Raw genomic sequence first — 26,087 nt, forward strand, 5'->3', positions numbered from 1 at the left:
GTCCGCGGGGGCCACGGGCCGAGCTGTGCCCCCGAACACCCTCTTCTCGCATCCAACCACGTACCGCCGGACGGGCGCTCATTACCCATGGGTTACCCCGCCGTCGGCAAGGTCAGACCGTCTCTCTGCAACACCCTGGCGAGTGACTCCACCACCTCCGGCTGGTAGTCACGGCCGCAGGCCAGCCGCAGCCGCTCCAGCGCGCTGAGCGGTCCTCCTGGTCCCGTTCCTTCCCGCGCCATCTCCTCGTACGCGTTCACCGCCCGGACGATTCTGGCGCTGACCGGCTGTTCCCGGTAGGGGTCCGCCTGACGTTCCACGACGACCGCGACCTCGGCGTCCACCCCGGTCTGGCGTACGACGGCGCCGCCGAGGAGCGCGATGCGCCGCTGCTCCTCGGCGGGCAGCGCGGCGGTGGCGCCGGCCGGTACGGGGTCGACCAGGCTGAGCTGCCCGATGTCGTGCATGAGGGCCGCGTACTCCAGGACCGTCAGCTCGGGTTCGGACAGGCCCAGCTCCCGGCCCACGGCCCGGCTGAGCGCCGCAACCCGGCGGGCGTGCCCGGCGGGCGTGTACCCGGCGATCTCGGTGGCGCGTGCCAGGGAGGCGATGGTCTGCCGGTAGGTGGTGCGCACGGCCGCATGGCGCCGGTAGGAAAGCTGGGTGAGCAGCAGCGGCAGACAGAAGACGGGCAGCGCCCACAGCCCCACGACACCGACCGCGAGCGACATCACGGCGCCGGTCGCGCACACGGCCGAGCCGATGCCGAGCCGGGCCCGCAGTTCGTCGCGCAGCAGCGGCCCGAACGGCCAGCGCGTCCTGGAGTGCTCCAGAGCGGAGGCGAGCACGGCATCACACAGGGTGGTGAGGACGAGGAGTGCGACCACGAGCAGCGCGTACGCCGGTCCGCTCCAGCCGTGCGCCCTGCCGTGGCTGTAGAGGGGCTGGAAGCAGAGGGCGGCGAAGCCGACGGTGAGCAGGCGCCGGGTGAGGTGGTCGGCGGTGGATCCGCGGCCCTGGGCGACATGCGGTACGCAGCCGGCGAGGGTGGCCGCGAGGATCACGGCGACCACCTGCGGCATCCCGTGGTGGGTGGGGTGCCCGGCGTTCTGTCCGAGCAGGGCGTACGACAGTGCCCCCGCCGCCCCGAGAGGAGCGGGCTCCCGCTCCCCGCTGCCGCTCCATCGGGACAGCTCCCCGACCGCGACGAGCGCGCCGAAGGCGAGGGCCACGGCGGGTTCGTCCAAGCCGTGCCAGAGGGTGAGGCCGAGGCAGCCGGCTGCCAGGAACACGGCGGCCGCGTGGGCGAGCAGGGGGGTGGCCGCCGCATGGGCGAGCACAGGGGTGGGGCGGCCCGGGATCATGCGCCTCCCCCGCCGCGGCGGGGCCCCGCCGGTTCGCCGGGTCTGGGCGCGGCCCGCGGCGGTACGTTTCCGCGCGCCTCGTCGGCGGTCACCACCGGATGCCAGCCGTGGCGGGCGAGCGCGCGGGCCAGCGCATGGACCATCGCGGGGTCGAACTGCGCTCCGGCGCACCGTTCCAGTTCCGTGAGCGCCGCCTCCACTGGACGTGCGCGCCGGTAGGAGCGGGTCGATGTCATCGCGTCGAAGGCGTCGGCGACCGCCACCACCCGGGCGAACTCCGGGATCTGGGCGCCCACGAGGCCGTACGGGTATCCGCTGCCGTCGAGGCGCTCATGGTGGTGCAGGATCGCGGAGCGCGCCTCTCCGAGGAATCCGATCCCGCGCACCATCTCGTGTCCGTACTCGGGGTGCAGTTCGATGATCCGGCGCTCCTCGGGGGTGAGCGGCCCGTCCTTGCGTAACAGCCGGGTGGGCACGCCGAGTTTGCCGACGTCGTGCAGGATCCCGGCGAACCGGAGCACCTCGATGCGCTCGGCGTCCATGCCGAGCTCGCGGGCGATCATCACCGACGCCTCTCCGACCCGCTCGCTGTGCCCGCGGGTGTAGCCGTCCTTGATGTCGACCGCCTGTACGAGGGCGCGGATCGTCGCCTGGTGTGCGGCCCGCTCCCGGTGGTACTGGGCAAAGACCCAGCACGACACATACATGGGGAGCAGGACGAGCAGCGCGGCGGCCGGGCCGTAGGGGCTGCGCCACAGGACCGCCATCATCAGCCCGGCGAGCCCCTGGACGGCGACGGGGGCCAGCGAGCGCAGGAACAGCCCGCGCCAGGCCGCCCCGACCTCCCGGGTCCGTTCGGGCAGGGGGCCGCGCCCACGGGCCGGCACCCTCTCGGCCAGCGCCAGGATCCCGGCGTCAAGGGCGGTCAGCACCAAGCAGAACGCCACGACGGCGGCCCCGGCGGTCAGGAGGGCGTACGGGAAGCGGGGGCCGACGACCGCGTCCCGGCCGCCCAGTGCCCCGTGCACGCGCGAGGCGGCCCAGACGGCGAGCGAGAGCTGGGCGGCCCGCCAGGCGCGGCGCAGCCACGAGGGCCGCTCCGCGACGCGGACGAGCAGGGCCCCGGGCAGCGGCACCAGGGCGGCTGCCGGGGGCGGCAGCAGGAAGGCCGCGGCGAGCAGCACGGGGAAGAAGGTGCCCATGTCCTCCGGGGCACGGTCGCCGACGGCACGGCCGCGGGGGATCTGCTCGCAGCCGGCGTGCAGCGCGGCGAGCAGCGCCAGCGCCCACCAGCAGGCGGGGGCTCCGGGCACGGGAGCGGCGCACACCAGCGCGGCGAGGACGGTACAGCCCACGTATACGCGCGCCCATGGCCGTACAGGCCCCATGACGCACCTCCCCCCGAACCCGCGCCCGTCGTACAACCGGCTTGAACCGTCATGAATCAGGGCGAGCCCGGTCATGCCCCTTTCAGGCTCCGGAGCCTAGAGGGGAGGGCCCCGCACGGGGGCGGCATTGGGGGAATCCGCCGGTCCAGGGCCCGCGGATTAGCACATTCGGGTGACATTGCGACGGAAGTTGACGCGTGTTGCTCGAACGGGAGTTCAGGCCTCCCGGGCCGGGCTCCGGCGATCGGGTCTCCCGGGCCGGAACCCCGGGGGTCAGGACTCCTGCGGTGTCGCGGTCACATCGTGCTCGGGCACCGCCTGACCCGAACGGATCAGCTCGATACGGCCCATGACCTTCGCGCGCAGGTCGCTCGGCACGTCATCGTGTCCGCAGCACCGCTTGACCAGCTTCTTCACGGCCTGCTCGAGCCCGTACTTCTCCAGGCAGGGCGAGCATTCCTCGAAGTGGTGCTGGAACTTGGACCGGTCGACGTCCGGCATCTCGCTGTCGAGGAACTCGTAGAGATGGTCGAGGACCTCACTGCAGTCCGTCTCGTGCGGGTCTCCGCAGCTCATGAGCCCGAACCTTTCGCTTCGTTCGACTCTCCGGCGCCGGCCGGGACAAGCCCGCGCTCGCGGGCGTAGTCCTCGAGCATGCCGCGCAGTTGACGGCGGCCCCGGTGCAGCCGGGACATCACCGTACCGATGGGTGTCCCCATGATGTCCGCGATCTCCTTGTACGCAAAGCCCTCTACGTCCGCGAGATACACGGCGATGCGGAATTCCTCGGGGATCGCCTGCAGCGCTTCCTTGACGTCCGAGTCGGGCAGGTGGTCGAGCGCCTGTGACTCGGCGGAGCGCAGGCCGGTCGACATGTGCGACTCGGCGCGGGCGAGCTGCCAGTCCTCGATCTCCTCGGCCGCGCTGCGCTGGGGTTCGCGCTGCTTCTTGCGGTAGGAGTTGATGAACGTGTTGGTCAGGATCCGGTACAGCCAGGCCTTGAGGTTGGTGCCCTCACGGAACTGGTGGAAGGACGCGTACGCCTTGGCGTACGTCTCCTGGACCAGGTCCTCGGCATCGGCCGGATTGCGCGTCATGCGCAGCGCGGCCGAATACATCTGGTCGAGGAACTCCAGAGCGTCCCGCTCGAAACGCGCACTGCGCGCGGCGGACGACTCCGCGTCCACGCCCCGGCCCTCGGGCTGCTCCGCCTGGCCGTTGTCGGTCCCTGCGTCGGTACCGGTGACCGGACCCACCTCCTCCAGTGACGTGGCAGGACCGAAACCGGTCCCACTGGATTCGGAGGATAGACGAACATCCTTGCCCGCCGCCGCCCGAATAGGGCCGCTCTGGGTCGCGTGCAGCACCGTCCAGTCCAGGTCAGCACTGCTGCGACGGCTCGGGCAGGCGATCGAACCCATGCGGCGGACTCCCTCTCGTACGTACGGTGCGGCACTGTCACCGTGCCGTCTGATCCGCACAACAGCGGTCCGCCCCGCGGCATTCCCTGGGGTCACCCGAGTGACATGGCCCACTTCACCGCGGCACCGGTGATGACCTCCAGCGCCTCCTCCTGGGTGATGTCCGCGCGCTTGGGTACGGCGAAGCCGTGATCGCCGCCCGGCACCTCCACGAGCTCGTACGGCCCCTTCGGGAACTCCCCGGGCTTCCCGAAGGGATCGTTGCCGCCCTGCACGACGAGCGTGGGCACCTCCGTGCCGAGCAGTTCACCGGCCCGGGACTTCTCGGGCTTGCCCGGCGGGTGCAGCGGGAAGCTGAGCGCGATGACGGCGGCGGCGCCGAGGTCGCCTGCCGTACGGCAGGCGACCCGGGCCCCGGCGCTGCGTCCCCCGGCGATCACGGGCAGCCCGGGGCTCTCCAGGGCGGGCCAGACCCCGCGCCAGCCCACGTCCAGCGTCTTCGGCGCGGGCGCCACCTTCTTGCCCGCGACACGCCAAGGCTGCTCCACGAGGGCGACTGTCACACCGTGCGCGGGCAGCACCTGGGCCAGCGCCCGCAGGTCACGCGCCTCGATGCCGCCGCCCGCGCCATGGCTCGCGGCCAGGACCAGCCTGGCCCCCGGGGCCCTGTGCCAGGTGATCCGGGCCGTACCGGCACCCGTCTCGACACTCTCTGCGGCATCGGGGGAAGAAGTGGAAGAGTCCGTCACGTCAGAAGAGTGTGCCCTCTTCGGGGGCTTCGAGCTCCTTCAGCAGCTCCGGGCCGTTGTTGCGGACGTTGCTGACCGCCGTGGAGACCGGGTAGGCGCGCATCAGCCCGGGTGGCGGCGGCTCCAGCAGGGTGCGCAGATCGTCGGGGTTCGTGCGGGCCGGGTCGAGCCAGGCGTCCCAGCGGTCGGAGGTGAGCATCAGCGGCATGCGCGGGTGGATGTCGGCCAGGGACCTGGGGCCGTCGGCCGGGGCCACGGCCAGCGGTGTCGCCTCCGCCTCCGTCGTGATCACCGAGCAGGTCACCCACCAGGCTCCCGGGTGATCGTCGGGCAGGGTCCTGTCCCGCCAGAACTCGTACAGACCCGCCATCGCGAAGACCGAGCCGTCGGCGGGCAGCACGAAGTACGGCTGCTTGCGCGGGCGCTTCTTCTTGCCCTCGGTCTCCAGATCGCGCTCTTCCTTGCCGGTGACCCACTCGTAGTAGCCGTCGGCAGGGATGATGCAGCGCCGGGCGGCGAAGGCGCGGCGGTAGGAGGGCTTCTCGTGCACGGTCTCCGCGCGCGCGTTGATCATCCGCGCGGCGCCCTCGGGCGTCTTCGACCAGGACGGGACGAGTCCCCACCTGAGCCTGCGCAGCTGGCGAACCGGCCGCTCGTCGTCGGCGTCCTTCACAGGACGGTCCAGGACGACGTAGACCTCCTTGGTCGGGGCCACGTTGTAGTCGGGCGCCAGGGTCTCCTCCGGCTCCCTCATCTCGATCTCGAAGACTCCTGCGAGATCCTCGGGCCTGCGACTCGCCGCGTAACGTCCGCACATACGTGCCAGACTGCCAGATCCGCCGCCTCGCCCGGGAGCCAACGCCGATCATGCACAGCCTCGCCTCGACCTCTCTGAGCGCGATCTCTCTCAGTTCGCTGCCCGACCTCTGGGACCGCGTCTTCGGCACCCAGCCCGATCCGGACCTGTGGGTGGTGATCGCCACGCTCGTGGCCGCACTCGCCGTGGTCGTCCCGCGGGGGGTCTGGCGTGTCTCCCGCAACGCCATCACCATCGCGCACGAGGGCGGCCACGGACTGGTCGCACTGCTCACCGGCCGCACCCTCACCGGTATCCGGCTCCACTCCGACACCAGCGGCCTCACCGTCAGCCGGGGCAAGCCGTACGGCATAGGCATGATCCTCACGGCCGCCGCGGGCTACACCGCTCCCCCGCTCCTGGGCCTCGGCGGCGCGGCACTGCTCGCGGCCGGGCACATCACCCTGCTGCTGTGGCTGGCCACCGTGCTGCTCCTGGTGATGCTGGTGATGATCCGCAACGCCTACGGGGCGCTGACCGTGATCCTCACCGGGGGCACGTTCGTCCTCGTCTCCTGGCTCACCGGTCCGCAGGTCCAGGCGGCCTTCGCCTATGCGGTGGTGTGGTGCCTGCTGGTCGGCGGCGTACGGCCGGCCTTCGAACTCCAGGCCAAGCGCTCCCGGGGCGGTGCCGGGGACTCCGACGCGGACCAGCTCTCCCGGCTCACCCATGTGCCTGCGGGCCTGTGGCTCTTCCTGTTCCACGTGGTGTCGCTGTGCTCCTTGATGGGCGGCGCCCAGTGGCTGCTGCAGCTCTGAGGGGCGGACCGAGCGTGCGGACCTCGTATCAGACGGGGATTTCGCTCGCATTTCGCCGCTTTTGATCAAGATCCGCGGACTGGACCAGCCACTACAGTGGGGCGCATGACCGTGAACTCCGCGCACACCGCCCTCTGGCCCGCCCCGCACGCGAGCGGAGCCGTCGACGCGACGGTCCACGTGCCCGGGTCCAAATCGGTCACCAACCGGGCGCTGATCCTCGCCGCCCTGGCCTCCGAGCCCGGCTGGCTGCGCCGCCCGCTGCGCTCCCGCGACACCCTGCTGATGGCCGGCGCCCTGCGTGCGCTGGGCGTCGGGATCGAGGAAGGGGTGGGCCCGGACGGTTCCGGCGAGACCTGGCGTGTGATCCCCGCGGCGCTGCACGGCCCGGCCACGGTCGACGTGGGCAACGCGGGCACCGTGATGCGCTTCCTGCCGCCGGTCGCCGCGCTCGCCGACGGCTCGGTCCGCTTCGACGGCGACCCGCGCTCGTACGAGCGCCCCCTGAACGGCGTGATCGACGCGTTGCGCGTCCTCGGCGCCCGTATCGACGACGACGGCCGCGGAGCACTGCCGCTGACCGTCCACGGCGGCGGCGCCCTGGACGGCGGTCCGGTGTCGGTCGACGCGTCCTCGTCCTCCCAGTTCGTCAGCGCTCTGCTGCTCTCCGCTCCGCGCTTCAACCAGGGTGTGGAGGTCCGGCACACCGGCTCCACGCTGCCCTCGCTGCCGCACATCCGTATGACCGTCGACATGCTGCGCGCCGTCGGCGCCCAGGTGGACACCCCGGAGTCGGGCGGAGAAGCCGACGTGTGGCGGGTGACGCCGGGTGCGCTGCTCGGCCGGGACCTGACCATCGAGCCCGACCTGTCCAACGCCCAGCCCTTCCTCGCCGCCGCCCTGGTGACCGGCGGCACCGTGGTCATCGCCGACTGGCCCGCCCGCACCACCCAGCCCGGCGACCGGCTGCGCGAGATCTTCACCGAGATGGGCGGCTCCTGCGAGCTGACCGAGCGTGGTCTGGAGTTCACCGGTTCGGGTGCCCTGCACGGCATCGACGTGGACCTCGGCGAGGTCGGCGAGCTGACGCCCGGCATCGCGGCGGTCGCCGCCCTCGCGGACTCCCCGTCGACCCTGCGCGGCGTGGCCCATCTGCGGCTGCACGAGACGGACCGCCTGGCCGCGCTGACCAAGGAGATCAACGAGCTGGGCGGCGATGTCACCGAGACCGCGGACGGCCTGCACATCCGCCCCCGCCCGCTGCACGGCGGGGTCTTCCACACCTACGACGACCACCGCATGGCGACCGCCGGTGCGATCATCGGACTCGCCGTCGACGGGGTGCGGATCGAGAACGTCGCGACGACGGCCAAGACACTGCCGGACTTCCCCGAACTGTGGGCCGGGATGCTCGGGAACTGACGGGCGGACCTGGATCATGCGCCGCTACGGCAAGCACACCGACGAGGACGACATCCGGACCCGTCCCAACCGCAAGGGCAACCGCCCGCGGACCAATATCCGGCCCAAGCACGAGGACGCGGCCGAGGGACTGGTCCTCACCGTCGACCGGGGCCGGCTGACCTGCCTGGTCGAGGACCGTACGGTCATGGCGATGAAGGCCCGTGAACTGGGCCGCAAGGCCGCGGTGGTCGGTGACCGGGTCGCCCTGGTCGGTGATCTGTCGGGTATGAAGGACACCCTCGCCCGCATCGTGCGCATCGAGGAACGAAGCTCCGTCCTGCGCCGCACCGCCGACGACGACGATCCCTACGAGCGCGTCGTCGTCGCCAACGCCGACCAGCTGGCCATCGTCACCGCGCTCGCCGACCCCGAGCCGCGCCCCCGCCTCATCGACCGCTGTCTGGTCGCGGCCTACGACGGCGGCCTCGAACCGCTCCTCGTGCTGACGAAGTCGGACCTCGCGCCGCCCGACAAGCTGCTGGAGCTGTACGGGGCGCTGGACATCCCCTATGTCGTCACCAGCCGTGAGGAGCTGGAGAGCGGCGGCGCCGCGGACCTGGTGCGCGAGCAGTTGGACGGCAAGGTCACGGCCTTCGTCGGACACTCCGGTGTGGGCAAGACGACGCTGGTCAACGCGCTCGTGCCCGAGGAGCGACGGCGCACGACCGGCCATGTCAACGCGGTGACCGGCCGCGGGCGGCACACCACGACCTCGGCGCTCGCGCTGCCGCTGTGGGGAGCGGACGGCTGGGTCGTCGACACCCCTGGCGTACGGTCCTTCGGGCTCGCGCACATCGACCCGTCCCGTGTGATCCACGCCTTCCCGGACCTGGAGCCCGGCACCGAAGGCTGCCCCCGGGCGTGCAGCCACGACGAACCGGACTGCGCGCTGGACACCTGGGTGACCGAGGGACACGCGGATCCGCAGCGCCTCCACTCCCTGCGCCGGCTGCTCGCCACACGTGAGCGGAAGGAAGGGGACTGAGCTCCGCGTGTTTGGGTGCCTCGTGCGCCGGTAAATGCTTACTCGCATCGAGCCTGATCCGATCGTACGAAGCCGATCGACGGTCCGTCGTACGAAGCACTCGACGTGGGGACGCGGGAGGACGAGACATGGCGTGGCTGCTGGTCATCGTGGCCGGTGTTCTCGAAACCGGCTTCGCCGTCTGTCTCAAGCTCTCGCACGGCTTCACCAGGCTCTGGCCGACGCTCGCGTTCGCCTGTTTCGCCCTCGGCAGCTTCGGCCTGCTGACGCTCTCCCTCAAGAAGCTGGACGTGGGACCGGCGTACGCGGTCTGGACGGGCATCGGCGCGGCGGGTACGGCCCTCTACGGCATGGTCTTCCTCGGCGACCTGGTCTCCACACTGAAGATCATCTCGATCACACTGGTGATCATGGGTGTGATCGGCCTGCAGCTGTCGGGCTCGGCCCGCTGAGACATGTCCCGGGCCGGCGGCCTCATTGAGGCGTGCTCCCAGTCACCGCACCTGCCGGGGCAGGGCGCCGCGCACAAGCTCCGCGATGCCCCCTTCCGCCGGTGGGGCAGCCACGCACGAGAGCGACAGCCGGACGATCAGCTCGCAGGCGCGGGACAGTTCCGGGGCATCGCCCTTGGCCGCGCCGGGGCCGCCCAGCGCGGCCACGGCCCGGTCGCGGACCAGCGCCACGAAGTCCGTGGGCGAGGGCAGCGGACCGTCGGCACGCCGCTGGGCGGGCACCGCGGAACTGGACGGCACCGCCGAGAGCGTCGGCGCGGGCAGCCGCTCACTCCAGCAACCGGTGAGCATGGCCCGTACGAGAGCGTTGCCGCGGGCGGCCTTCGCGGTCCACTCCGCGACCGCGGCCAGACGTTCGCGTGGATCCGAGTGGCCGGCGAGCGCGCGGTCGACCCCTGCCAGGTAGGCGTCGGCCTCCCGGCGCACCAGGGCCCGTGCGAGCCCCTCCTTGCTGCCGAACTCGTTGTACAGCGTCTGGCGGGAGACGCCGGCCACGGCGGCGACGTCCACCATGCGCACGGTGGACCAGGGGCGGCGCAGGAGCGCCGTATACGCGGCGTCCAGCAAGGATTCCCGCGCTGCAGGCATCATCGCCTCCCTCAGGGCCGGGGGCTCTGACGCACAGGTTTGACGCGCGCACGTGCAGTGTCAAGGGTTCGCGGCGGCGCCAAGGGGCGCACATCGGCCATTGCGCGCCATGCATTGTGATCGCGCGCCGCGATGACACGCCGGCACGGGATCCCCGGCGAACCCGCGTCCCGTGTGGATCCTCCCGGGAGGGGGCAGATACGGTTCGCTCATGCCCGACTATCTCGATGACCTGCGGCTCGCCCATGTACTCGCGGACGCGGCGGACGCGGCGACGATGGACCGGTTCAAGGCGCTCGATCTGAAGGTCGAGACCAAACCGGACATGACGCCGGTGAGCGAGGCCGACAAGGCCGCCGAGGAGCTGATCCGCGGTCAGCTGCAGCGGGCCCGCCCGCGAGACGCGGTCCTCGGGGAGGAGTACGGCATCGAGGGCACGGGCCCGCGCCGCTGGGTGGTCGATCCGATCGACGGCACCAAGAACTATGTGCGGGGCGTTCCGGTGTGGGCGACCCTGATCTCCCTCATGGAGGCGGGCGAGGGAGGCTTCCAGCCCGTCGTGGGCGTGGTCTCCGCCCCCGCGCTGGGCCGCCGCTGGTGGGCCGCGAAGGGACATGGCGCGTTCACCGGCCGCAGCCTGTCCTCGGCGTCCCGGCTGCATGTCTCGCAGGTCGCCAGGCTGTCCGACGCGTCCTTCGCGTACTCCTCGCTGTCGGGCTGGGAGGAGCAGGACAGGCTGAGAGGTTTCCTCGATCTGACCCGCGCGGTGTGGCGCACCCGCGGCTACGGCGACTTCTGGCCGTACATGATGGTCGCCGAGGGCTCGGTCGACATGTGCGCCGAGCCCGAGCTGTCGCTGTGGGACATGGCGGCGAACGCGGTCATCGTGACGGAGGCCGGCGGCTCCTTCACGGGCCTGGAGGGCCGCCCGGGACCGCACAGCGGCAACGCCGCCGCGTCCAACGGTCTCCTCCACGACGCGCTGCTGGACTACTTGAACGACCGGTACTAGGACGCTCCCGTGCGGGGGCCGGGTGCGTTGCGCGCCCGCGGGCGCGGTGTGCTCTCTCGCGCAGTTCCCCGCGCCCCTGCAGGGGCGCTCCGCGCGGGTGGGGTGTGTTGTCCGCGGGTGCGGTGTGACTGCGCGGCGGAGTCGCTTGTCGACGGCGGCTCGCGCCGCTGTGGGGCGCGGCCGAGCGGTACCTGACGCCACCGAACCTGCTCAACGCACCATGGGCGCCCCCTGACACACGACGCGCGCCCTCTTGTTGACCCGCCCTTTGCCTGCGACTCTGAAGGTCCCCCCACTTGTGAATTTGTGAAGCACTGCACGGGGGTACCCGACGGTCGGCAAGCCGACGGACAGGGGCCCCCAGGCGTGTCTTCCAGCGCATTCCTAGGAGGTGGCTCCGCCCCATGCTCGTTCGCGACGCCATGAGCACGATGGTCCTCACCATCGGCCCCGCACACACCCTCCGCCAGGCAGCAGCCCTGATGTCCGCCCGCCGTGTCGGCGCGGCCGTGGTCCTCGACCCGGACGCGGGAGGGCCGGGAATCCTCACCGAACGCGACATCCTCATCTCCGTCGGCCTGGGCCAGAACCCGGACGCCGAGCCCGCCCACGCCCACACCACGACGGACGTCGTGTTCGCGGCGCCGTCCTGGACCCTCGAAGAGGCCGCGCTCGCCATGGCTCACGGCGGCTTCCGGCATCTGATCGTGCTCGACAGCGACGAACCCGTCGGCGTCGTCTCTGTCCGCGACATCATCCGCTGCTGGGCCCCGGCCCGAGCGCCCGTCCCGGCCGCGACGTAGGTCCGTCCCGCCCACGAGTACGGGAACACGAGCACGGGAAACCGTACGGGCCGGGTACCCCGGGGGGTCTCCGGCCCGTTCTACACGGCAAGCGGTCCAACCCGGTTCAGCCGCGCAGTGCCTGGACCGCGGCCTCCAGGCGCTTGCCGAAGTCTCCGTCGGCCTGACGGAAGTTGCCGATCGCACGCTCGACGATGTCGTCGCGCGACACCTTGGCGATGAAGCCCGCCAGGTTCTCGATCAGACGGCCCTTCTCGTCCTCGGACATCAGGCGGTAGAGGTTGCCCGCCTGCACGAAGTCGTTGTCCTCGGCGTGGACCGGCGCCGGGTGGTTGCCGGTGCCGGCCGTGAAGTTCGCCGTCGGCTGCCACAGCGGCCGGTCCGTCTGGAACGGGCCGCCGAAGCTGTTCGGCTCGTAGTTCTTCGCTCCCTTGTGGCGCCCGTCGTAGAGGAAGCCGTCACGGGAGTTGGTGCGCGCCTCTGTGGCGTGCGGGCGGTTCACCGGCAGGTGGTCGGCGTTGATGCCGACGCGGTAGCGGTGCGCGTCGCCGTACGCGAAGAGGCGACCCTGGAGCATCTTGTCCGGGGAGGGGCCGATACCCGGCACGAAGTGCGCCGGGCTGAAGATCGACTGCTCGACCTCGGCGAAGATGTTCACCGGGTTGCGGTTGAGCTCCAGCTTGCCGATCTCGATCGGCGGGTAGTCCTCGTGCGGCCACACCTTGGTGAGGTCGAACGGGTTGAAGCGGTAGGCCGCCGCATCCCGGGCGGGCATGATCTGCACCTGCACTGTCCAGGTCGGGAAGTCGCCCCGCTCGATGGCCTCACGCAGATCGCGCTGGTGGGAGTCGGGGTCCTCACCGGCGAGCTTGCCGGCCTCGGCCTGGGTGAGGTTCTTGATCCCCTGGTCGGTCTTGAAGTGGTACTTGACCCAGAAGACCTCTCCGGCCTCGTTGTTCCACTGGTAGGTGTGCGAGCCGTAGCCGTTCATGTATCGGTACGAGGCCGGTATGCCCCGGTCACCGAACAGCCAGGTCACCTGATGGGTGGACTCGGGCGACAGACCCCAGAAGTCCCAGACGTTGTCCGCCTCCTGCGAGCCGGTGTACGGGTCGCGCTTCTGGGTGTGGATGAAGTCGGGGAACTTGATGGCGTCCTTGATGAAGAACACCGGGGTGTTGTTGCCGACGAGGTCGTAGTTGCCCTCTTCGGTGTAGAACTTCAGCGCCCAGCCGCGCGGGTCGCGCACGGCGTCCGCCGCACCCAGGTTCCCGGCCACGGTGGAGAAGCGCAGGAACGTCTCCGTCCGCTTGCCCACCTCGGAGAGGAACCTGGCGCGCGTGTACCGCGTGACATCGGCGGTGACCGTGAAGGTGCCATAGGCGCCCGCGCCACGGGCGTGCACCACACGCTCCGGGATGCGCTCCCGGTTGAAGTGGGCCAGCTTCTCCAGAAGGAGCTGGTCCTGAACGAGCACCGGGCCACCGACGCCTGCCGTCTCGCTGTTCTGGTTGTCGGCCACCGGAGCACCGGCTTCCGTCGTGAGCGGTCCCTGCGTCACGTGCGCCTCCTGCGTCATATCCGGCCATTCCTGTTACTTGGCCAAAGTCGTTTTCGATCCTACAATGGACATTGTCTAAGTCAAGCAGGCATCCAAAGTCACAATCGTTCGGGATCTGGTCCTTCTTGCTGTTAGGCTGGTCCGCATGAGTGACCTGTTGGAACGGCTGCGCGGACGCGGATGGCGGATGACCGCGCAGCGGCGTGTCGTGGCCGAGGTCCTGGACGGCGATCACGTGCATCTGACGGCCGACGAGGTGCATGCACGGGCTGTCACCCGGCTGCCCGAGATCTCCCGGGCGACCGTCTACAACACGCTGGGTGAGCTGGTCTCCCTCGGTGAGGTCCTCGAGGTCACCACGGACAAGCGCGCCAAGCGGTACGACCCGAACGCGCACCGGCCGCACCACCACCTGGTGTGCGCCCACTGCGGCGCGATCCGTGATGTGCACCCGACGGGCAATCCGCTCGCGGACCTGCCCGACACCGAGCGCTTCGGCTTCACGGTCTCGGACGTCGAGGTCACCTACCGCGGTCTGTGCCCGAACTGCGCGGCGGCTTGACCGCGACCGACTCGCAAGCCCCGTCGTCCGAGAGATGCCGGGGCTTTTTCGTGCCCGGCCACGTGTCCCGTCTCGTGTCCGGCCTTATGCCCGACTTCGCGTCGGCGTTGCGCCCGGCATTGTGTCCAGCTTCGCGTCGGCGTTGCGTCCGGCATTGTGTCCGGCGTCGTGATCCGGCGCGCTGAGCGCCGCCCGGGGCGCGTGATCGCCGAGTACGGCACGTCGGCTGAATCCGGCGTTCGGTCATGTCGCACATCGCCGGGGCGACATGTTCCGCGCGCGGAAGGCAGAAAGGTGCGGTGCGAAGGAGTACGGGGAGCGGAAACACGCCAGGGCCGGAACCCTCATGGGTTCCGGCCCTGGACTTTCAGTAGCGGGGACAGGATTTGAACCTGCGACCTCTGGGTTATGAGCCCAGCGAGCTACCGAGCTGCTCCACCCCGCGTCGGTGAACGCAACATTACGTCAAGGACGCGGACAGAGGCAAATCCCTTGTCGGGAGGCCTGGAGCCGGGGCGCGCGTCACGCCGACAGCTCCTGCCTCAGCGCGTCCCGCAGCCGTGCCGCACGCTCGGAGACCTCCCCGGGTCCCAGCGTCACGGCGCGTTCGGCCCACCTCTGCCCCTCCGCCAGCTCCCCCCGACGCGTGTAGACGAGCGCCAGACGCAGCGCGGCCCGGCCGTGCCCCGCGTCCGCCGCCCTGGTCCACCACAGGGCGGCCTCGGGCTCGCTGCCCTCGCGAGCCAGCAGCAGCCCCAGGTTGAACGCCCCGTTCCGCGATCCGCCCTCGGCCGCCTCGCGGTACCACCGGGCCGCCTCGACGACATCGCCGCGCGCGGCGGCCAGCATCCCGACCCTTACCTGCGCCCGGCGGTGCCCCTGATGCGCCGCCCGCTCGTACCACTCCTCGCACTCGCTCTTCTCGTGCGAGGGCTCCCCCAGCTCGTGCGCGGGCGCCGGCGGCCTGCGAGCGTCCAGCAGGGTGGCCAGCCGATAGGCCGCCTCCGCGCTCCCGCCCCCGGCGGCGCACCGCAGATGCCGCTCGGCCGCCCGCTCGTCGCCCTCACGCAGCCGCGCGATCCCCACCTGGAGGGCCGCCTCGGTGTGCCCTGCGGCGGCGGCCCGCTCGTACCATCCGAGCGCCGCCTCGTCCTCGCCGCGCCCCGCGTACAGGATCCCGAGGTTGAACGCGGCGTCCACGCTCCCCGCCTCCGCGGCCTTGGAGAACCACGGTTCGGCACCCGTCTCGTCCTCGCCCTGGAGCAGCAGGACGGCGAGTGCGTTCGCGGCCTCGCGGTGCCCGGCGTACGCCGCCCGCCGGTACCACTGCTCGGCCTGCGCGGTCCGTTGCTGCTCCGCGCAGAGCAGGCCGAGGTTGTACGCGCCGTTGACATCGCCCGCGTCCAGCGCCGCCCGGTACCAGCGCTCCGCCGTCTGTGTCTCCCCGCGCTCGGCGTGCAGGGCGCCCAGCGCGTTCGCCGCGTTGCCGTCGCCCTCCTGGGCGGCGCGCAGCCACCAGACGGCGGCACTCCCGGTGTCCCCCGCGTCCCGCAGCAGAAAGCCGAGGGCGCAGGCCGCCCGCGGTTCGCCGTCCTTGGCGCTCGTCAGATACCAGCGCCCGGCCTCCTTGAGGTCGCCCCGCTGCTCCAGGATCGCCCCGAGGTGCAGCGCGGCCCGGCGGTGTCCGCGCGCGGCGGCCTGCCGGTACCACTGCTCGGCCTCGTCGAGCCCCGGCGTCCCGACACCGTTGTCACCGCTGCTCTCTCGCTCCTCGAGCGCCCTGCGGTCGAGGGAGCGCGCCAGGCGGTAGGCGGCCTCGCGGTGCCCTCGCTCGGCGGCGGAGCGCATCCACTGCCCGGCGGTGTCGTCGCCGCGGTGCTCCAGCAGATCGGCGAGCGCGTACGCGCCGAGGGTGTGACCCTGTTCCGCGGACTGGCGCAGCCAGTACTCGGCCGCGGGCTCGTCGCCGCGCTCGCGGTGGTGCCGCCCCAGGGCGTGCGCCGCCGCGGCGGACCCGGCGACCGCCGCGATCCGCCACCAGCCCGCGGCCTCCTCCGCATAACCGCGCTGGTGCAGCAGGACACCCAGGTTGTTGGCGGCGGCACGGTCGCCCGCGGCGGTGGCGGCGCGCAACTGGGGCTCGGCCGCGTCAAGGTCACCGCGGCGCAGCAGCATGGCTCCGAGGACACTCATCGCCTCGATGTCCCCGGCCTCGGCCGCGAGCCGACGGCGCGCCTCCTCGGCGGCTTCGCCGGCCTCGTCCTGACCGGCAGACTGCACATTTCGTCCCGTCTCGAACAGAGCTGCCTTGTCCCCCATAACGTCCATCGTCGCACCACCTGCAACCTGGGTACACCTCGTATACCGCAGCCAGTGAGGTCACTTCAGCGTTTTGTCGACATGCCCACAGAGAGACAAGTCAAACACAGATCGGCCAACTCCCCGCGCAGGCGGCCGTACTTCACAAGAGTCACCAGGTCACGCCGTACTCCTCCTCGTGTCGCGCGCACATGCGAAGGGCCCGGATCCTCGTTCAGGATCCGGGCCCTTCGACTTCAGTAGCGGGGACAGGATTTGAACCTGCGACCTCTGGGTTATGAGCCCAGCGAGCTACCGAGCTGCTCCACCCCGCGCCGTTGCTGATCAACCGTATCACGGCGCGGGACGGAAGCCGATTCAGCCCCCGTTCGAAGCGCTCGGGCTACTGCTCGGCGAACTGCCGGGCGGACCGCTGGGTGAGCTGCTGGGCGAGCCACTCGGTCCGGAGGACGGTCCGCCGCTCCCGCTGCCGCCCGTCCTGCCGGACTTGGCCTGGGCCTCCGCAGCGCGCTTGAGCGCGTTCTCGAGGTCCTGCTGTGCCCGTCCGTAGGCTGCGAAGTCGCCCTTCTTCAGGGCCTCCCGGCCGGCATCGAACGCCTTCTGGGCGTCTTCCACCGCCTGCTGGACCGTCGGATTGGCGGACGTCGGCGGTGTGGTCGTACCCGTGCCCGGCGGCTCGGCCGAACTCTGCGCTCCCAGGACCTTGTCGAGCGCCTGGTCGAGCGTGTCCTCGAACGCGGTGGTGCCGCCGTACGTCACCAACACCTTGCGCAGCAGCGGGTACTTGAGCCCGCCGCCGCGGACGTAGACCGGCTCCACATACAGCAGGCCCCCGTCGAGCGGCACCGTGAGCAGATTGCCGTACTCGACCTCGGAGTCCCCGCGCTTGAGCAGGCTGATCGCTGCGGCGACCTGCTGCTCCGAGTTGAACTTGCTCTGCACCTGCTTCGGGCCGTCGACCGTCTTGCTCGTAGGCAGCTTCAGAATTCTGATCTTGCCGTAGTCGCTGCTGCCCGCCTCGGAGTCGACCGACATGTAGGCGCTCAGGTTGTCACGGCCGTTCGGGTTGAACGTCGTCGTCAGGGAGAACGCCTGCGCGGGCTGGTCGGGCATCCTCATGCTCAGGTAGTACGGCGGCACCGCGTCGCCCGACTTGTTGGTCGGGTCGTCCGGCACCTGCCAAACCTCGCTGCCGCTGAGGAACGTCTGGGCGTCCTTGACGTGGTAGCGGGTCAGCAGCTCACGCTGGACCTTGAACAGGTCCTGCGGATAACGAAGATGGGCCATCAGGGACGGTGAGATGTCGCTCCGCGACTTCACCGTGCCGGGAAACGCCTTCATCCAGGTCTTCAGGACCGGGTCCTGGGTGTCCCACTGGTAGAGCTTCACCTCGCCGGTGTAGGCGTCGACGGTCGCCTTCACCGAGTTGCGGATGTAGTTGACCTGGTTCTGCTGGGCCACTACGGCGCGCTGCGTGTTGTTCGCGGTCAGCGAGTCGGCCGTCGTGTCTCCCAGGGTTGTACGGGAGGCGTACGGATAGCTGTCCGTCGTCGTGTAGGCGTCCACGATCCACTGGATATGGCCGTCGACGACCGCCGGGTAGGCGTCACCGTCGATGGTCAGCCATGGCGCGACCGCCTCGACTCGTTCCTTGGGCGTGCGGTTGTAGAGGATCCGCGAGCCCTTGCCTATGGCTCCCGAGTACAGGATCTGAGGCTCGCCGAAGGCCACCGCGTACGCGGCCCGGTTGACCGGGTTGGCGAGGCTGACCCCGCTCCCGCCCTGGTAGCTGGTGGTCTTCTCGCCGCTGTCCGTCGAGTAGTCGATCTCCTTCTGGGGACCGCCGACGATCGAGTACGTGGTGGTCTTCTCGCCGTAGTAGATCTGCTGCTGGTCGATGGGGATGTCGCCGGTCGACGGCAGGTCGGACTCGGTGAACTCGGGCTGCCCGTTGGCGTCGGCCGCGGTGCCCTTCGCGGCGACCACACCGTAGCCATGGGTGTAGCGGAAGTGGTCGTTGATCCAGTTCCGCTTGGGGACGCCCTGGAGGTTCAGCTCACGCAGACCGATGACCGTGTCCTGGTCCTTGCCGTCCTTGCTGTACCGGTCGACGTCCAGGTTGGTCGGGAACGCGTAGTAGTTCCACATCTGCTGGAGCTGCTGGAACGTCGGGGAGACGATGTTCGGGTCGAGAAGACGCACGCTGGCCGTCGAGTCGACGTCGTCGCGAAGCCTGGTCTTGTCCTTGACGCTGCTCTCTCCCGGGTACTCGGTGACCTGGGCGTCGTCGATCCCGTAGGCCTCGCGGGTCGCCTTGAGGTTCTTGTCGACGTACGGCGCCTCCTTGGCCTGCTCGTTCGGCTGGACCTGGAACTTCTGGACGATCGCCGGGTAGAGCCCGCCGACGAGGATCGCAGAGAGCACCATCAGGCCGAAGCCGATGAGCGGAAGCTGCCAGGTCCGCCGCCACAGGGCGGCGAAGAAGAGCAGCGCGCAGATGACGGCGATGCAGAACAGGATCGTCTTGGCCGGCAGATAGGCGTTGGCGTCGACATACCGCAGGCCCGTCCAGTTGTCGGTCGCCCTGAAGTCGCTGGACTTGACCGCGAGGCCGTACCGGTCGAGCCAGTAGGCGACGGCCTTCAGGGCGACGAAGACGCCGAGCAGCACCGACAGGTGCCCGGTCGCGGCGGCCGTGGCGCGCGCTCCCGGGGAGGTGATCCTCAGACCGCCGTACAGGTAGTGCGTGAGCGCGGCGGCGATCAGCGACAGCACCGTGGCGGCGAAACCGAAGCCGAGCAGGAAGCGGTACCAGGGGAGGTCGAAGGCGTAGAAGGCGATGTCCAGGTGGAACTGGGGATCCTTCTGGTGGAAGGGCACGCCGTTGACCCACATCAGCCACGTCTGCCACTGGCTGGAGGCAGACGCGCCCGCGATCAGGCCCACCAGGGCGGTGATCCCGAGCAGCAGCCACCCCTTGTAGGGCGCGATGCCCATCCGGTAGCGATCGAGGCTCTGCTGCTCCATGGACATGGCGCTCAGCGGCGGGCGCAGCCGGTGCGCGAGCCAGATGTTGAAGCCGACCGCGACCGCCATCAGCAGACCGAAGACGGCGAAGAGCCCGATCTTGGTCCACAGCACGGTCGTGAAGACGGACGAGTACTTCACCGACCGGTACCAGAGCCAGTCCGTCCAGAAGCCGGCGAACATGACGAACGCCATACCGAGGACGGCGAGGACCCCCAGTGTCATGAGCAGGGTCCGGGCGCGTCCGGACGGACGGCCGACTCTGATCCGTGGCCCCGTCGGGCCTCCGCCGCGGTCCGGCATCTGGAAAGCCAAGGTGCGCACCTCGAAGTTCGCTGTCGGTTCTTCCGGCCCCCGTGAACGCGGACCATGGATGAGGCTCCACGATCGCGGAGCCCTACCTATGCAACTTACTGGCGCTTTACTCGGTTCCCGCTTCCGGGTGTGAAGGAGGCAGGATTGTGGCCATGTCCAACACACCCATGGCGGCGAACCCGCTCACCCGGGCCGTTCTCGAGATCGACGAGTACGCCTCCGGCCTCGGCTGGGACCAGCCCGCTCGCCTCTTCGCCCTCGTCGACACCGCGCGGCTGCGGAACCAGGAACCCGCGCTCGCCGCACAGCTCGGTCTGGAGGACGAGTCCCCGGCTGCCGGTCTCACGCCCATCGAGCAGGACGAGATCCCCGCGGGGAGCCCGCTGGACGAGTTCCTCGGCACCATCGCGTGGCCCGACGCCGTCGTCGGCTGCGCGCTCACGGTGGAGCGGCTGATGCTGCCGCCGTCCGCCGAGTCCCAGGTCCCCGAGGGTCTGGGCGAGAAGAAGCTGGCGAAGTGGGTCGCCGAGCACCCGGACCGCCAGGAGGTTCGGATGACCGTGGCGGTGCTGCGGGACGGTGCGCGGGAATCGGCGCTGCGGCTGCGCGAGAAGGACTCGGCGACGGAGGTGCTGACGGGCCCCGACCTGGTACCGGGTCTCGCCGAGGCGCTGTCGGCGACGTTCGAGGACTGAGTTCCGCGCCCGGCCGTTCGTCACGCTCGTACGCGACGAGGGGGCGCCCGGAGACTTCCGGGCGCCCCCTCGTCGCGTCAGCCGCCGACCGCAAGGCATTCGACCGTCAGCCCTTGGTGGTGCACTTCGGCAGGTCGGCCGTCTTGCCGGTGCGGATGTCCTTGAGGGCGTTCAAGGCGTCCTCGATGGTGTTGACCTTGACGAGCCTGAGCCCCTCAGGGGTGTCCTCGGCGGCCTGGGCGCAGTTGTCCTTGGGAGTCAGGAAGTACTGGGCGCCCTGGCTGCGCGCACCGATCGTCTTCAGCTCGACGCCGCCGATCGGGCCGACCTGGCCGTTGTCGTCGATCGTGCCGGTACCGGCCACGAACTTGCCGCCGGTGAGGCTTCCCGGAGTGAGCTTGTCGTAGATGCCGAGCGCGAACATCAGGCCTGCGCTCGGTCCGCCGACATCGGCGAGCTTGATGTCGATGGTGAACGGGAACGTGTGGTCGGTCCCGGCCGAGATTCCGACGATGGCCCGCTGCTGACCGCTGTCGTGGGACCGCGTCGTGGTGATCGTCACGTCCTGGGTCACGGTGGCCGTCTTGTGTGCCTTCTCGGCGGCGGCCTGCTCCTTGGCCGGAATGATCGTGAACACGACCTGCTGGCCCGGCTTGTGCTTGGTGACCAGCTTGGCGACGTCGTCGGGCGCCTTCACGGGTGACCCGTCGACCGCCTTGATGACGTCTCCGGCGTGGAGCCTGCCCTCGGCGGGCGACCCCTTGAGGACGGTGGAAACGATCACCCAGGACTTGACGGGGATGCCGAGTTCCTTGAGGGCCGCGACCTTGGCGCTCTCCTGGGACTGGCTGAACTCCTCGGCGTTCTCCTGCGTGGACTGCTGCTCGGTCTTGCCGTCCGGGTAGAGAGTGGCATGCGGGACGATCTTGGTGTCGTGCGCGAGCCACCCGTAGACCGCCTCGACCAGGTTCATTTGGTAGTCGGCGCTGGTGACCCGGACGGTGGTCATGTTCAGGTGACCGCTCGTGGGATAAGTCTTGCGGTCGGTGATCTGCAGCACCGGCTCGCCCCCATGCTCGGCAAGGGTGTTCACCGTCGGCCCCGGGGACATCTCCGAGTACGGCGCTTTGATGATCACTCCCGCGCACAGGATCGCGATCAGCATGAGGGTGGAGGCGAGCATCGTCGCGGTGCGGCGTGGCATGGAACGACAGTACGGGACAGTCCCCTAGGAGCGCCGTCGGGGCCGTCCGTCCGAGCGGACCGCCCCTCCCGGTCCCGGAGGACTCAGCCGCCCGAGTGGGACCGCTCCATGGCTTCACAGAAACGGGCATATCCGGCAAGCTCGGAACCGTCGCCCGCCGTCTTGCGGTTGCGACTGGCCCAACCGCCCCACAGGCCGGCGCCGATCGCAGCCAACAGCGGAATCAGCAACCAGGCGAGCGCCGCCATGCCGACCTCCCAACCCCATGAGCGACCGCAACTGACTGATCAGCAGATTAACCATCCACCATGTCAACGCTCACGCCAGGGGTACGGTTACGCAACCTGAGCCCAGGTGAGAGTTCGGTTAACCCTATGAGCGGTACCCCGGGGGCTCAGAAGGCCGTGGGAAGCCTTCGGGAGTCCGGTCTGTGATCAGCAGGCGCCGACCCACTCCTCCGTCCCGTCGGAGAACGTCTGGTGCTTCCAGATGGGCACCTCGTGCTTGAGATCGTCGATCAGTTTGCGGCAGGCATCGAACGCCTCGCCCCGGTGCGGACACGCCACGGCCACGACGACGGCCAGATCGCCGACCCGCAGGTCCCCCACGCGGTGCACGGCGGCGAGCGCCCGCACCGGATACTCGGCGACGACCTTCTCGGCGACCCGCCGCAGCTCCGCCTCGGCGCTCGGATGGCACGAATACCCGAGTCCGTCGACGTCGGCCCCGCCGTCGTGATTGCGCACCGTCCCCACGAACAGCGCGGTCCCTCCCGCGGCGTCGTCACCGACGGCCCGGAAGACCTCGTCCAGGGAGAGCGGCGCATCGCGTATCGCGAGCAGCCGGATGGGGTCGTCCGCCGTCCGCTCACCGGGGTGATCGCTGTGGGGTGCCATGGCCCCATCGTGCCGTACGCGGAGGACGAGGGGGAATCGACGATTCGGCCGGTACGCGCGCGTGCCGCTTTGGAGCGTCGTACGAGGCGGCGTCGTACCGGGCGGCGGCCGAAGCCTCCGCCGGCATACCGCGCCGGGCGACCCATGTGGCGGAACGTCCTGGATCGGCGTTCGGGGCCGACAGCGGGCAAACGAAGTGCCTGGTGCCGCGGCAGGGAACCTTCGCCCCGCCGGGCAGACAAGAGGCACTAGATCCGTCGCCGGGCCTTCCGCGCCCGCCGGACCACGGCCGCCGCGCCCAGCAGCGCCACCGTCGCACCCGCGGCCCCCGCCGCCGTCGCGTCCTTTCGGCCCAGTCGCCGCCCCACCACCGTGTGCCGCCCGGACGCCTCTTCCAGGAGTTCCGCCAGGACCTCCTCGTTCGTCCACTGGGGCCGCCATCCCGCGTCGTGGAGCCGGCTTCCGCTCACCACCCAGGGATACATCGTGTACGCGAGGTCCCCGGCGGGCGAGGGGGTCAGCCCGATCCGGTGCAGCCGGGCCGCCGCGCCGAGGGCGACCGCCGAGGGGAGTTCCATCCGCCGGATCCCGCTGAGCTCCTCGACCTCCTCCTGCTCCAGCCAGCCCTCGCACCCGACGGCCAGTTCCCCCTCCACCTTCTCCAGGACCGCGAACTCGAGAGCACTGCACAGGTCCTCGACGTGACAGAACTGCCAGGCCGGCCGCGAGCCCGCCACCACCAGCAGCCGAGGCGACTCGAAGTACCTGGTCAGCGCCGTGTCGGTGCCCCCGACCAGGACAGCGGGGCGCACGACGGTGACATTGAGGCCCGGATGCGCGCGGGGAGCACGGCGGGCGAGCCGCTCGATCTCCAGCAGGTCCCCTACACCGGTCGCCTCCGCCGTCGCCCGCAGCTCGGCGTCCTCGGAGAGCGGCAGCTCGTTGTCCGGCAGCGCCCCGTAGACCATGGAGGAGGTGCACAGCACCACCCGGTGCACCCCGGCCGCCGCGGCGGCGGTCAGCACGGTCTGCGTGCCCCGGACGTTGTATGCCGTACGCGCCGCGGAATCGGTCTCCAGATCGAGATCGAGGGCGAGATGCACCACGACATCGGCGCCCCGCAGCTTCTCGGCGATCGCCGGATCCCGCACGTCGAGGATGTGCCACTGCGCCGCCGCGCACTCGCCGCGCCGCTCGTCGATGGCCACGACCTGCTTGATCTCCCCGGAGGCGGCGAGCCGCTCGGTGAGCAGCGCTCCGACCCCGGACGCGGCGCCGGTGACCGCGACGACCGGGCCACGCATACCGGAGGACTCGCCCGCGCGCGCCGTCGCCGCCCAGGAAGATTCGTCGGGCGTCGGAGGGGTCTGTTGGTTTCGCGCTGCGCGAACCTGCGGATCTGGGGAACTCACCGGGCGTCTCCAGCGGTTGTCTTCAATGCGAACGCGAAAGCATGCGTGCGTACCAGGTGGCATCCATCCTGCCGTAGGGCAGGTGTCGGCGGAGCACCCAGGCTCGATCCCGTCCGGGTGTCTACGCTGGGTGGTGTTGTCGGGCAGCCAGCCGCCGGAAGGAACCGGTGGCCTTACCAGCCGAGGAATCCCGTGAGTGACACCCCATTCGGATTCGGCCTTCCGCCGGAGGAGCCGGAGAACGGCGACGAGGGCAAGAAGAAGGACCAGCAGAGCGGTGGTGGTCAGGGTCCGGCCAACCCGTCCGGTTTCGGGTTCCCCGGAGCCGGCGGTGCCGACGCCGACAATCCGCTCGCAGCGATGTTCGGTTCCCTGAACCCCACCGACCTGGGCGCCGCCTTCCAGCAGCTGGGCCAGATGCTCTCGTACGAGGGCGGTCCGGTGAACTGGGACATGGCCAAGCAGATCGCCCGCCAGACGGTCTCCCAGGGCGCTCCGAACGGCACGAAGGACGCGAGTGTGAGCTCCGGCGAGCGCTCCGCCGTCGAGGAGGCCGTCCGCCTGGCGGACCTGTGGCTCGACGGAGCGACGTCGCTGCCGTCCGGCGCGGGCTCCGCCGTGGCCTGGAGCCGCGCCGAATGGGTCGAGGCGACCCTGCCGGTGTGGAAGGAGCTCGTCGACCCGGTCGCCGAGCGCGTCGGCACGGCCATGGGCGATGTGCTGCCGGAGGAGATGCAGGCCATGGCGGGCCCGCTGATCGGCATGATGCGCTCGATGGGCGGTGCCATGTTCGGCACTCAGATCGGGCAGGCCGTCGGCATGCTCGCGGGCGAGGTCGTCGGTTCGACCGACATCGGCCTGCCGCTCGGACCGGCCGGAAAGGCCGCGCTGCTGCCGCTGAACATCGAGGCGTTCGGAAAGGACCTGGGCGTACCCAAGGAGGAGGTGCGGCTGTACCTCGCGCTGCGCGAGGCGGCCCACCAGCGTCTGTTCGCCCATGTGCCCTGGCTGCGCTCGCACCTCTTCGGCGCGGTCGAGGGCTATGCGCGCGGCATCAAGGTCGACACCGCGAAGCTGGAGGACGTGGTCGGCCAGTTCGACCCGCAGAACCCGGAGGAGCTGCAGCAGGCACTCCAGCAGGGCATGTTCCAGCCGGAGGACACCCCGGAGCAGAAGGCGGCCCTGGCCCGTCTGGAGACGGCCCTCGCCCTCGTCGAAGGCTGGGTGGACGCGGTGGTGCACTCTGCCGCGAAGCCGCGGCTGGCGTCCGCGGACGCGCTGCGCGAGACCCTGCGCCGCCGCAGAGCCACGGGCGGCCCGGCCGAGCAGACGTTCGCCACGCTGATCGGTCTGGAACTGCGCCCGCGCCGGCTGCGGGACGCCTCCCGCCTGTGGGCGTCACTGACCGACGCGCGCGGTGTGGACGGCCGCGACGGCCTGTGGGCCCACCCGGACATGTTGCCGACGGCCTCCGACCTGGATGACCCGGACGGCTTCGTGCACCGCGAGCAGCTGGACTTCTCCGAGCTCGACAAGATGCTGGGCGAGGCCGCGACCGGCTCCGCCGGGCAGCCGGACCTGAAGAAGGACACGGACGGGGACGGCAAAGGCAGCGAGGGCGGCAAGGACGACGAAACCGAGTGAGCCTTCATGACGACGCGGTCCTCGTGCTGAAGAACTACGAGGGCCAGGACGACTTGCGCGATGTCTACCTGGACCACCTGACGGCACGCCCGGACGGCATGTGGAAGGCGTGTGAGGACGGCCACATCACGGCGAGTGCCCTGGTGATCGACCCGGGGCAGGGCCGGGTGCTGCTGACCCTCCACCGCAAGATCAGGATGTGGCTGCAGATGGGCGGCCACTGCGAGCAGACCGACGAGACGCTGGCCGCGGCCGCTCTGCGGGAGGCTGCAGAGGAGTCGGGCATCGGGGGACTTGTCCTGCTGCCCGGCGGGCCGGTGCGCCTGGACCGCCATCACACACCGTGTGCCTGGCACCTCGATGTGCAGTACGCCGCCCTCGCCCCCGCCGGGGCCGTCGAGACGATCAGCGACGAGTCCCTGGACCTTCGCTGGTACGCGTACGACGAGGTCGACGAGGTGGCGGACGCATCGGTCGTACGCCTGATGGAGGCGACGCGCGCCCGTCTGTGAGCGGGTGACGCGCCCCTGGTGCGATACGGGTGCGGGGTGA

The 26,087-nt window shown here is 70.5% G+C and carries 24 protein-coding genes and 2 tRNA genes; 10 read left to right on the forward strand and 16 right to left on the reverse strand.

Annotated features, from left to right (window positions below; genetic code table 11):
• Positions 1 to 92: 92 nt before the first annotated feature.
• The 6 genes from ABZ845_RS06240 to ABZ845_RS06265 form a co-directional block, all read right to left on the reverse strand.
• The gene (locus ABZ845_RS06240; RefSeq protein WP_360973529.1) at positions 93 to 1,364 is read right to left on the reverse strand and encodes an HD domain-containing protein; all 1,272 of its coding nucleotides are present in this window, start codon (positions 1,362 to 1,364) and stop codon (positions 93 to 95) included.
• A complete protein-coding gene (locus ABZ845_RS06245; RefSeq protein WP_360973531.1) occupies positions 1,361 to 2,752 on the reverse strand; it encodes an HD domain-containing phosphohydrolase in 1,392 nt (463 codons plus the stop codon). The genes ABZ845_RS06240 and ABZ845_RS06245 overlap by 4 nt, the downstream gene beginning before the upstream one ends.
• 273 nt (positions 2,753 to 3,025) lie before the next feature.
• Positions 3,026 to 3,328: a mycothiol system anti-sigma-R factor gene (gene rsrA / locus ABZ845_RS06250; protein WP_360973533.1), complete on the reverse strand. Its 303-nt coding sequence runs from the start codon at positions 3,326 to 3,328 to the stop codon at positions 3,026 to 3,028.
• Positions 3,325 to 4,008, reverse strand: a complete 684-nt coding sequence (sigR, locus tag ABZ845_RS06255) for an RNA polymerase sigma factor SigR (RefSeq protein ID WP_360973700.1) — start codon at positions 4,006 to 4,008, stop codon at positions 3,325 to 3,327. The genes rsrA and sigR overlap by 4 nt, the downstream gene beginning before the upstream one ends.
• 257 nt (positions 4,009 to 4,265) lie before the next feature.
• Positions 4,266 to 4,922, reverse strand: a complete 657-nt coding sequence (locus tag ABZ845_RS06260) for an alpha/beta family hydrolase (protein WP_360973535.1) — start codon at positions 4,920 to 4,922, stop codon at positions 4,266 to 4,268.
• Between the two features lies 1 nt (position 4,923).
• Positions 4,924 to 5,739, reverse strand: a complete 816-nt coding sequence (locus ABZ845_RS06265) for an SOS response-associated peptidase (RefSeq protein WP_360973537.1) — start codon at positions 5,737 to 5,739, stop codon at positions 4,924 to 4,926.
• Positions 5,740 to 5,789: 50 nt separating this feature from the next.
• Between ABZ845_RS06265 and ABZ845_RS06270 the strand changes: the two genes are divergently transcribed.
• From ABZ845_RS06270 to ABZ845_RS06285, 4 genes are all read left to right on the forward strand, one after another.
• On the forward strand, positions 5,790 to 6,536 hold the full coding sequence (locus ABZ845_RS06270; protein ID WP_360973539.1) for a M50 family metallopeptidase: 747 nt from the start codon (positions 5,790 to 5,792) through the stop codon (positions 6,534 to 6,536).
• A 105-nt stretch (positions 6,537 to 6,641) separates the two neighbouring features.
• Complete coding sequence (gene aroA, locus ABZ845_RS06275) at positions 6,642 to 7,958, forward strand: 3-phosphoshikimate 1-carboxyvinyltransferase (protein ID WP_360973541.1); 1,317 nt, start codon at positions 6,642 to 6,644, stop codon at positions 7,956 to 7,958.
• Positions 7,959 to 7,974: 16 nt separating this feature from the next.
• On the forward strand, positions 7,975 to 8,985 hold the full coding sequence (gene rsgA / locus ABZ845_RS06280; protein WP_360973543.1) for a ribosome small subunit-dependent GTPase A: 1,011 nt from the start codon (positions 7,975 to 7,977) through the stop codon (positions 8,983 to 8,985).
• 128 nt (positions 8,986 to 9,113) lie between these two features.
• The gene (locus ABZ845_RS06285; protein WP_360973545.1) at positions 9,114 to 9,437 is read left to right on the forward strand and encodes a multidrug efflux SMR transporter; all 324 of its coding nucleotides are present in this window, start codon (positions 9,114 to 9,116) and stop codon (positions 9,435 to 9,437) included.
• 42 nt (positions 9,438 to 9,479) lie between these two features.
• Here the strand turns inward: ABZ845_RS06285 and ABZ845_RS06290 are convergent, their stop codons facing one another.
• Positions 9,480 to 10,088 carry a TetR/AcrR family transcriptional regulator gene (locus tag ABZ845_RS06290; protein ID WP_360973547.1) on the reverse strand — a complete coding sequence of 203 codons (609 nt, stop codon included), beginning with the start codon at positions 10,086 to 10,088 and terminating at the stop codon, positions 9,480 to 9,482.
• A gap of 208 nt (positions 10,089 to 10,296) precedes the next feature.
• Here ABZ845_RS06290 and hisN point away from each other — a divergent pair, with 208 nt between their 5' ends.
• Together hisN and ABZ845_RS06300 are read left to right on the forward strand one after the other, a co-directional pair.
• Positions 10,297 to 11,097: a histidinol-phosphatase gene (gene hisN, locus ABZ845_RS06295; RefSeq protein WP_360973549.1), complete on the forward strand. Its 801-nt coding sequence runs from the start codon at positions 10,297 to 10,299 to the stop codon at positions 11,095 to 11,097.
• Between the two features lie 404 nt (positions 11,098 to 11,501).
• The gene (locus tag ABZ845_RS06300; protein ID WP_360973551.1) at positions 11,502 to 11,900 is read left to right on the forward strand and encodes a CBS domain-containing protein; all 399 of its coding nucleotides are present in this window, start codon (positions 11,502 to 11,504) and stop codon (positions 11,898 to 11,900) included.
• 106 nt (positions 11,901 to 12,006) lie between these two features.
• Here the strand turns inward: ABZ845_RS06300 and ABZ845_RS06305 are convergent, their stop codons facing one another.
• The gene (locus ABZ845_RS06305; RefSeq protein WP_360973553.1) at positions 12,007 to 13,479 is read right to left on the reverse strand and encodes a catalase; all 1,473 of its coding nucleotides are present in this window, start codon (positions 13,477 to 13,479) and stop codon (positions 12,007 to 12,009) included.
• Positions 13,480 to 13,606: 127 nt separating this feature from the next.
• Here ABZ845_RS06305 and ABZ845_RS06310 point away from each other — a divergent pair, with 127 nt between their 5' ends.
• On the forward strand, positions 13,607 to 14,023 hold the full coding sequence (locus tag ABZ845_RS06310) for a Fur family transcriptional regulator (protein ID WP_360973555.1): 417 nt from the start codon (positions 13,607 to 13,609) through the stop codon (positions 14,021 to 14,023).
• A 371-nt stretch (positions 14,024 to 14,394) separates the two neighbouring features.
• Here ABZ845_RS06310 and ABZ845_RS06315 read toward each other — a convergent pair.
• From ABZ845_RS06315 to ABZ845_RS06330, 4 genes are all read right to left on the reverse strand, one after another.
• A tRNA-Met gene (locus tag ABZ845_RS06315) sits at positions 14,395 to 14,468 on the reverse strand.
• A 77-nt stretch (positions 14,469 to 14,545) separates the two neighbouring features.
• Positions 14,546 to 16,351, reverse strand: coding sequence for a tetratricopeptide repeat protein (locus tag ABZ845_RS06320; RefSeq protein ID WP_360973557.1), 1,806 nt, complete (start codon positions 16,349 to 16,351; stop codon positions 14,546 to 14,548).
• 231 nt (positions 16,352 to 16,582) lie between these two features.
• Positions 16,583 to 16,656, reverse strand: a tRNA-Met gene (locus ABZ845_RS06325).
• Positions 16,657 to 16,699: 43 nt separating this feature from the next.
• The gene (locus ABZ845_RS06330) at positions 16,700 to 19,672 is read right to left on the reverse strand and encodes a UPF0182 family protein (RefSeq protein WP_360973702.1); all 2,973 of its coding nucleotides are present in this window, start codon (positions 19,670 to 19,672) and stop codon (positions 16,700 to 16,702) included.
• A 164-nt stretch (positions 19,673 to 19,836) separates the two neighbouring features.
• On the opposite strand from ABZ845_RS06330, the gene ABZ845_RS06335 reads away from it, so the two are divergent.
• Positions 19,837 to 20,379 carry a PPA1309 family protein gene (locus ABZ845_RS06335; protein ID WP_360973559.1) on the forward strand — a complete coding sequence of 181 codons (543 nt, stop codon included), beginning with the start codon at positions 19,837 to 19,839 and terminating at the stop codon, positions 20,377 to 20,379.
• A gap of 106 nt (positions 20,380 to 20,485) precedes the next feature.
• Here ABZ845_RS06335 and ABZ845_RS06340 read toward each other — a convergent pair whose 3' ends face one another.
• From ABZ845_RS06340 to ABZ845_RS06355, 4 genes are all read right to left on the reverse strand, one after another.
• Positions 20,486 to 21,583, reverse strand: a complete 1,098-nt coding sequence (locus ABZ845_RS06340) for a PDZ domain-containing protein (RefSeq protein ID WP_360973561.1) — start codon at positions 21,581 to 21,583, stop codon at positions 20,486 to 20,488.
• Positions 21,584 to 21,666: 83 nt separating this feature from the next.
• Positions 21,667 to 21,831: a hypothetical protein gene (locus tag ABZ845_RS06345; RefSeq protein ID WP_360973563.1), complete on the reverse strand. Its 165-nt coding sequence runs from the start codon at positions 21,829 to 21,831 to the stop codon at positions 21,667 to 21,669.
• 186 nt (positions 21,832 to 22,017) lie between these two features.
• On the reverse strand, positions 22,018 to 22,479 hold the full coding sequence (locus ABZ845_RS06350) for a molybdenum cofactor biosynthesis protein MoaE (protein ID WP_360973565.1): 462 nt from the start codon (positions 22,477 to 22,479) through the stop codon (positions 22,018 to 22,020).
• A 248-nt stretch (positions 22,480 to 22,727) separates the two neighbouring features.
• Entirely contained in the window at positions 22,728 to 23,783 is a 1,056-nt protein-coding gene (locus tag ABZ845_RS06355) for an SDR family oxidoreductase (protein ID WP_360973567.1), read from the reverse strand.
• 300 nt (positions 23,784 to 24,083) lie between these two features.
• On the opposite strand from ABZ845_RS06355, the gene ABZ845_RS06360 reads away from it, so the two are divergent.
• Positions 24,084 to 25,535 (forward strand): zinc-dependent metalloprotease, encoded by a 1,452-nt coding sequence (locus ABZ845_RS06360; RefSeq protein ID WP_360973569.1) that lies wholly within the window; start codon positions 24,084 to 24,086, stop codon positions 25,533 to 25,535.
• Positions 25,532 to 26,047 (forward strand): NUDIX domain-containing protein, encoded by a 516-nt coding sequence (locus ABZ845_RS06365; RefSeq protein WP_360973571.1) that lies wholly within the window; start codon positions 25,532 to 25,534, stop codon positions 26,045 to 26,047. Before ABZ845_RS06360 ends, ABZ845_RS06365 begins: the two co-directional genes overlap by 4 nt.
• The last annotated feature ends 40 nt before the right edge of the window (positions 26,048 to 26,087 follow it).

Origin of the sequence: Streptomyces sp. NPDC047022 (assembly GCF_040644155.1) — a bacterium.
Taxonomy (GTDB): Bacteria; Actinomycetota; Actinomycetes; order Streptomycetales; family Streptomycetaceae; genus Streptomyces.

Bases quoted from the DNA above. Each gene is read 5' to 3' on its own strand.
- ABZ845_RS06300 (WP_360973551.1), top strand. From the start codon at position 11,502: ATGCTCGTTCGCGACGCCATGAGCACGATGGTCCTCACCATCGGCCCC.
- ABZ845_RS06240 (WP_360973529.1), bottom strand. From the start codon at position 1,364: ATGATCCCGGGCCGCCCCACCCCTGTGCTCGCCCATGCGGCGGCCACC.
- ABZ845_RS06335 (WP_360973559.1), top strand. From the start codon at position 19,837: ATGTCCAACACACCCATGGCGGCGAACCCGCTCACCCGGGCCGTTCTC.
- ABZ845_RS06340 (WP_360973561.1), bottom strand. From the start codon at position 21,583: ATGCCACGCCGCACCGCGACGATGCTCGCCTCCACCCTCATGCTGATC.
- ABZ845_RS06290 (WP_360973547.1), bottom strand. From the start codon at position 10,088: ATGATGCCTGCAGCGCGGGAATCCTTGCTGGACGCCGCGTATACGGCG.
- ABZ845_RS06270 (WP_360973539.1), top strand. From the start codon at position 5,790: ATGCACAGCCTCGCCTCGACCTCTCTGAGCGCGATCTCTCTCAGTTCG.
- ABZ845_RS06310 (WP_360973555.1), top strand. From the start codon at position 13,607: ATGAGTGACCTGTTGGAACGGCTGCGCGGACGCGGATGGCGGATGACC.
- ABZ845_RS06350 (WP_360973565.1), bottom strand. From the start codon at position 22,479: ATGGCACCCCACAGCGATCACCCCGGTGAGCGGACGGCGGACGACCCC.
- hisN (WP_360973549.1), top strand. From the start codon at position 10,297: ATGCCCGACTATCTCGATGACCTGCGGCTCGCCCATGTACTCGCGGAC.
- ABZ845_RS06285 (WP_360973545.1), top strand. From the start codon at position 9,114: ATGGCGTGGCTGCTGGTCATCGTGGCCGGTGTTCTCGAAACCGGCTTC.
- ABZ845_RS06330 (WP_360973702.1), bottom strand. From the start codon at position 19,672: ATGCCGGACCGCGGCGGAGGCCCGACGGGGCCACGGATCAGAGTCGGC.
- ABZ845_RS06320 (WP_360973557.1), bottom strand. From the start codon at position 16,351: ATGGACGTTATGGGGGACAAGGCAGCTCTGTTCGAGACGGGACGAAAT.
- rsrA (WP_360973533.1), bottom strand. From the start codon at position 3,328: ATGAGCTGCGGAGACCCGCACGAGACGGACTGCAGTGAGGTCCTCGAC.
- ABZ845_RS06265 (WP_360973537.1), bottom strand. From the start codon at position 5,739: ATGTGCGGACGTTACGCGGCGAGTCGCAGGCCCGAGGATCTCGCAGGA.
- ABZ845_RS06355 (WP_360973567.1), bottom strand. From the start codon at position 23,783: ATGCGTGGCCCGGTCGTCGCGGTCACCGGCGCCGCGTCCGGGGTCGGA.
- ABZ845_RS06345 (WP_360973563.1), bottom strand. From the start codon at position 21,831: ATGGCGGCGCTCGCCTGGTTGCTGATTCCGCTGTTGGCTGCGATCGGC.
- ABZ845_RS06305 (WP_360973553.1), bottom strand. From the start codon at position 13,479: ATGACGCAGGAGGCGCACGTGACGCAGGGACCGCTCACGACGGAAGCC.
- rsgA (WP_360973543.1), top strand. From the start codon at position 7,975: ATGCGCCGCTACGGCAAGCACACCGACGAGGACGACATCCGGACCCGT.
- ABZ845_RS06245 (WP_360973531.1), bottom strand. From the start codon at position 2,752: ATGGGGCCTGTACGGCCATGGGCGCGCGTATACGTGGGCTGTACCGTC.
- aroA (WP_360973541.1), top strand. From the start codon at position 6,642: ATGACCGTGAACTCCGCGCACACCGCCCTCTGGCCCGCCCCGCACGCG.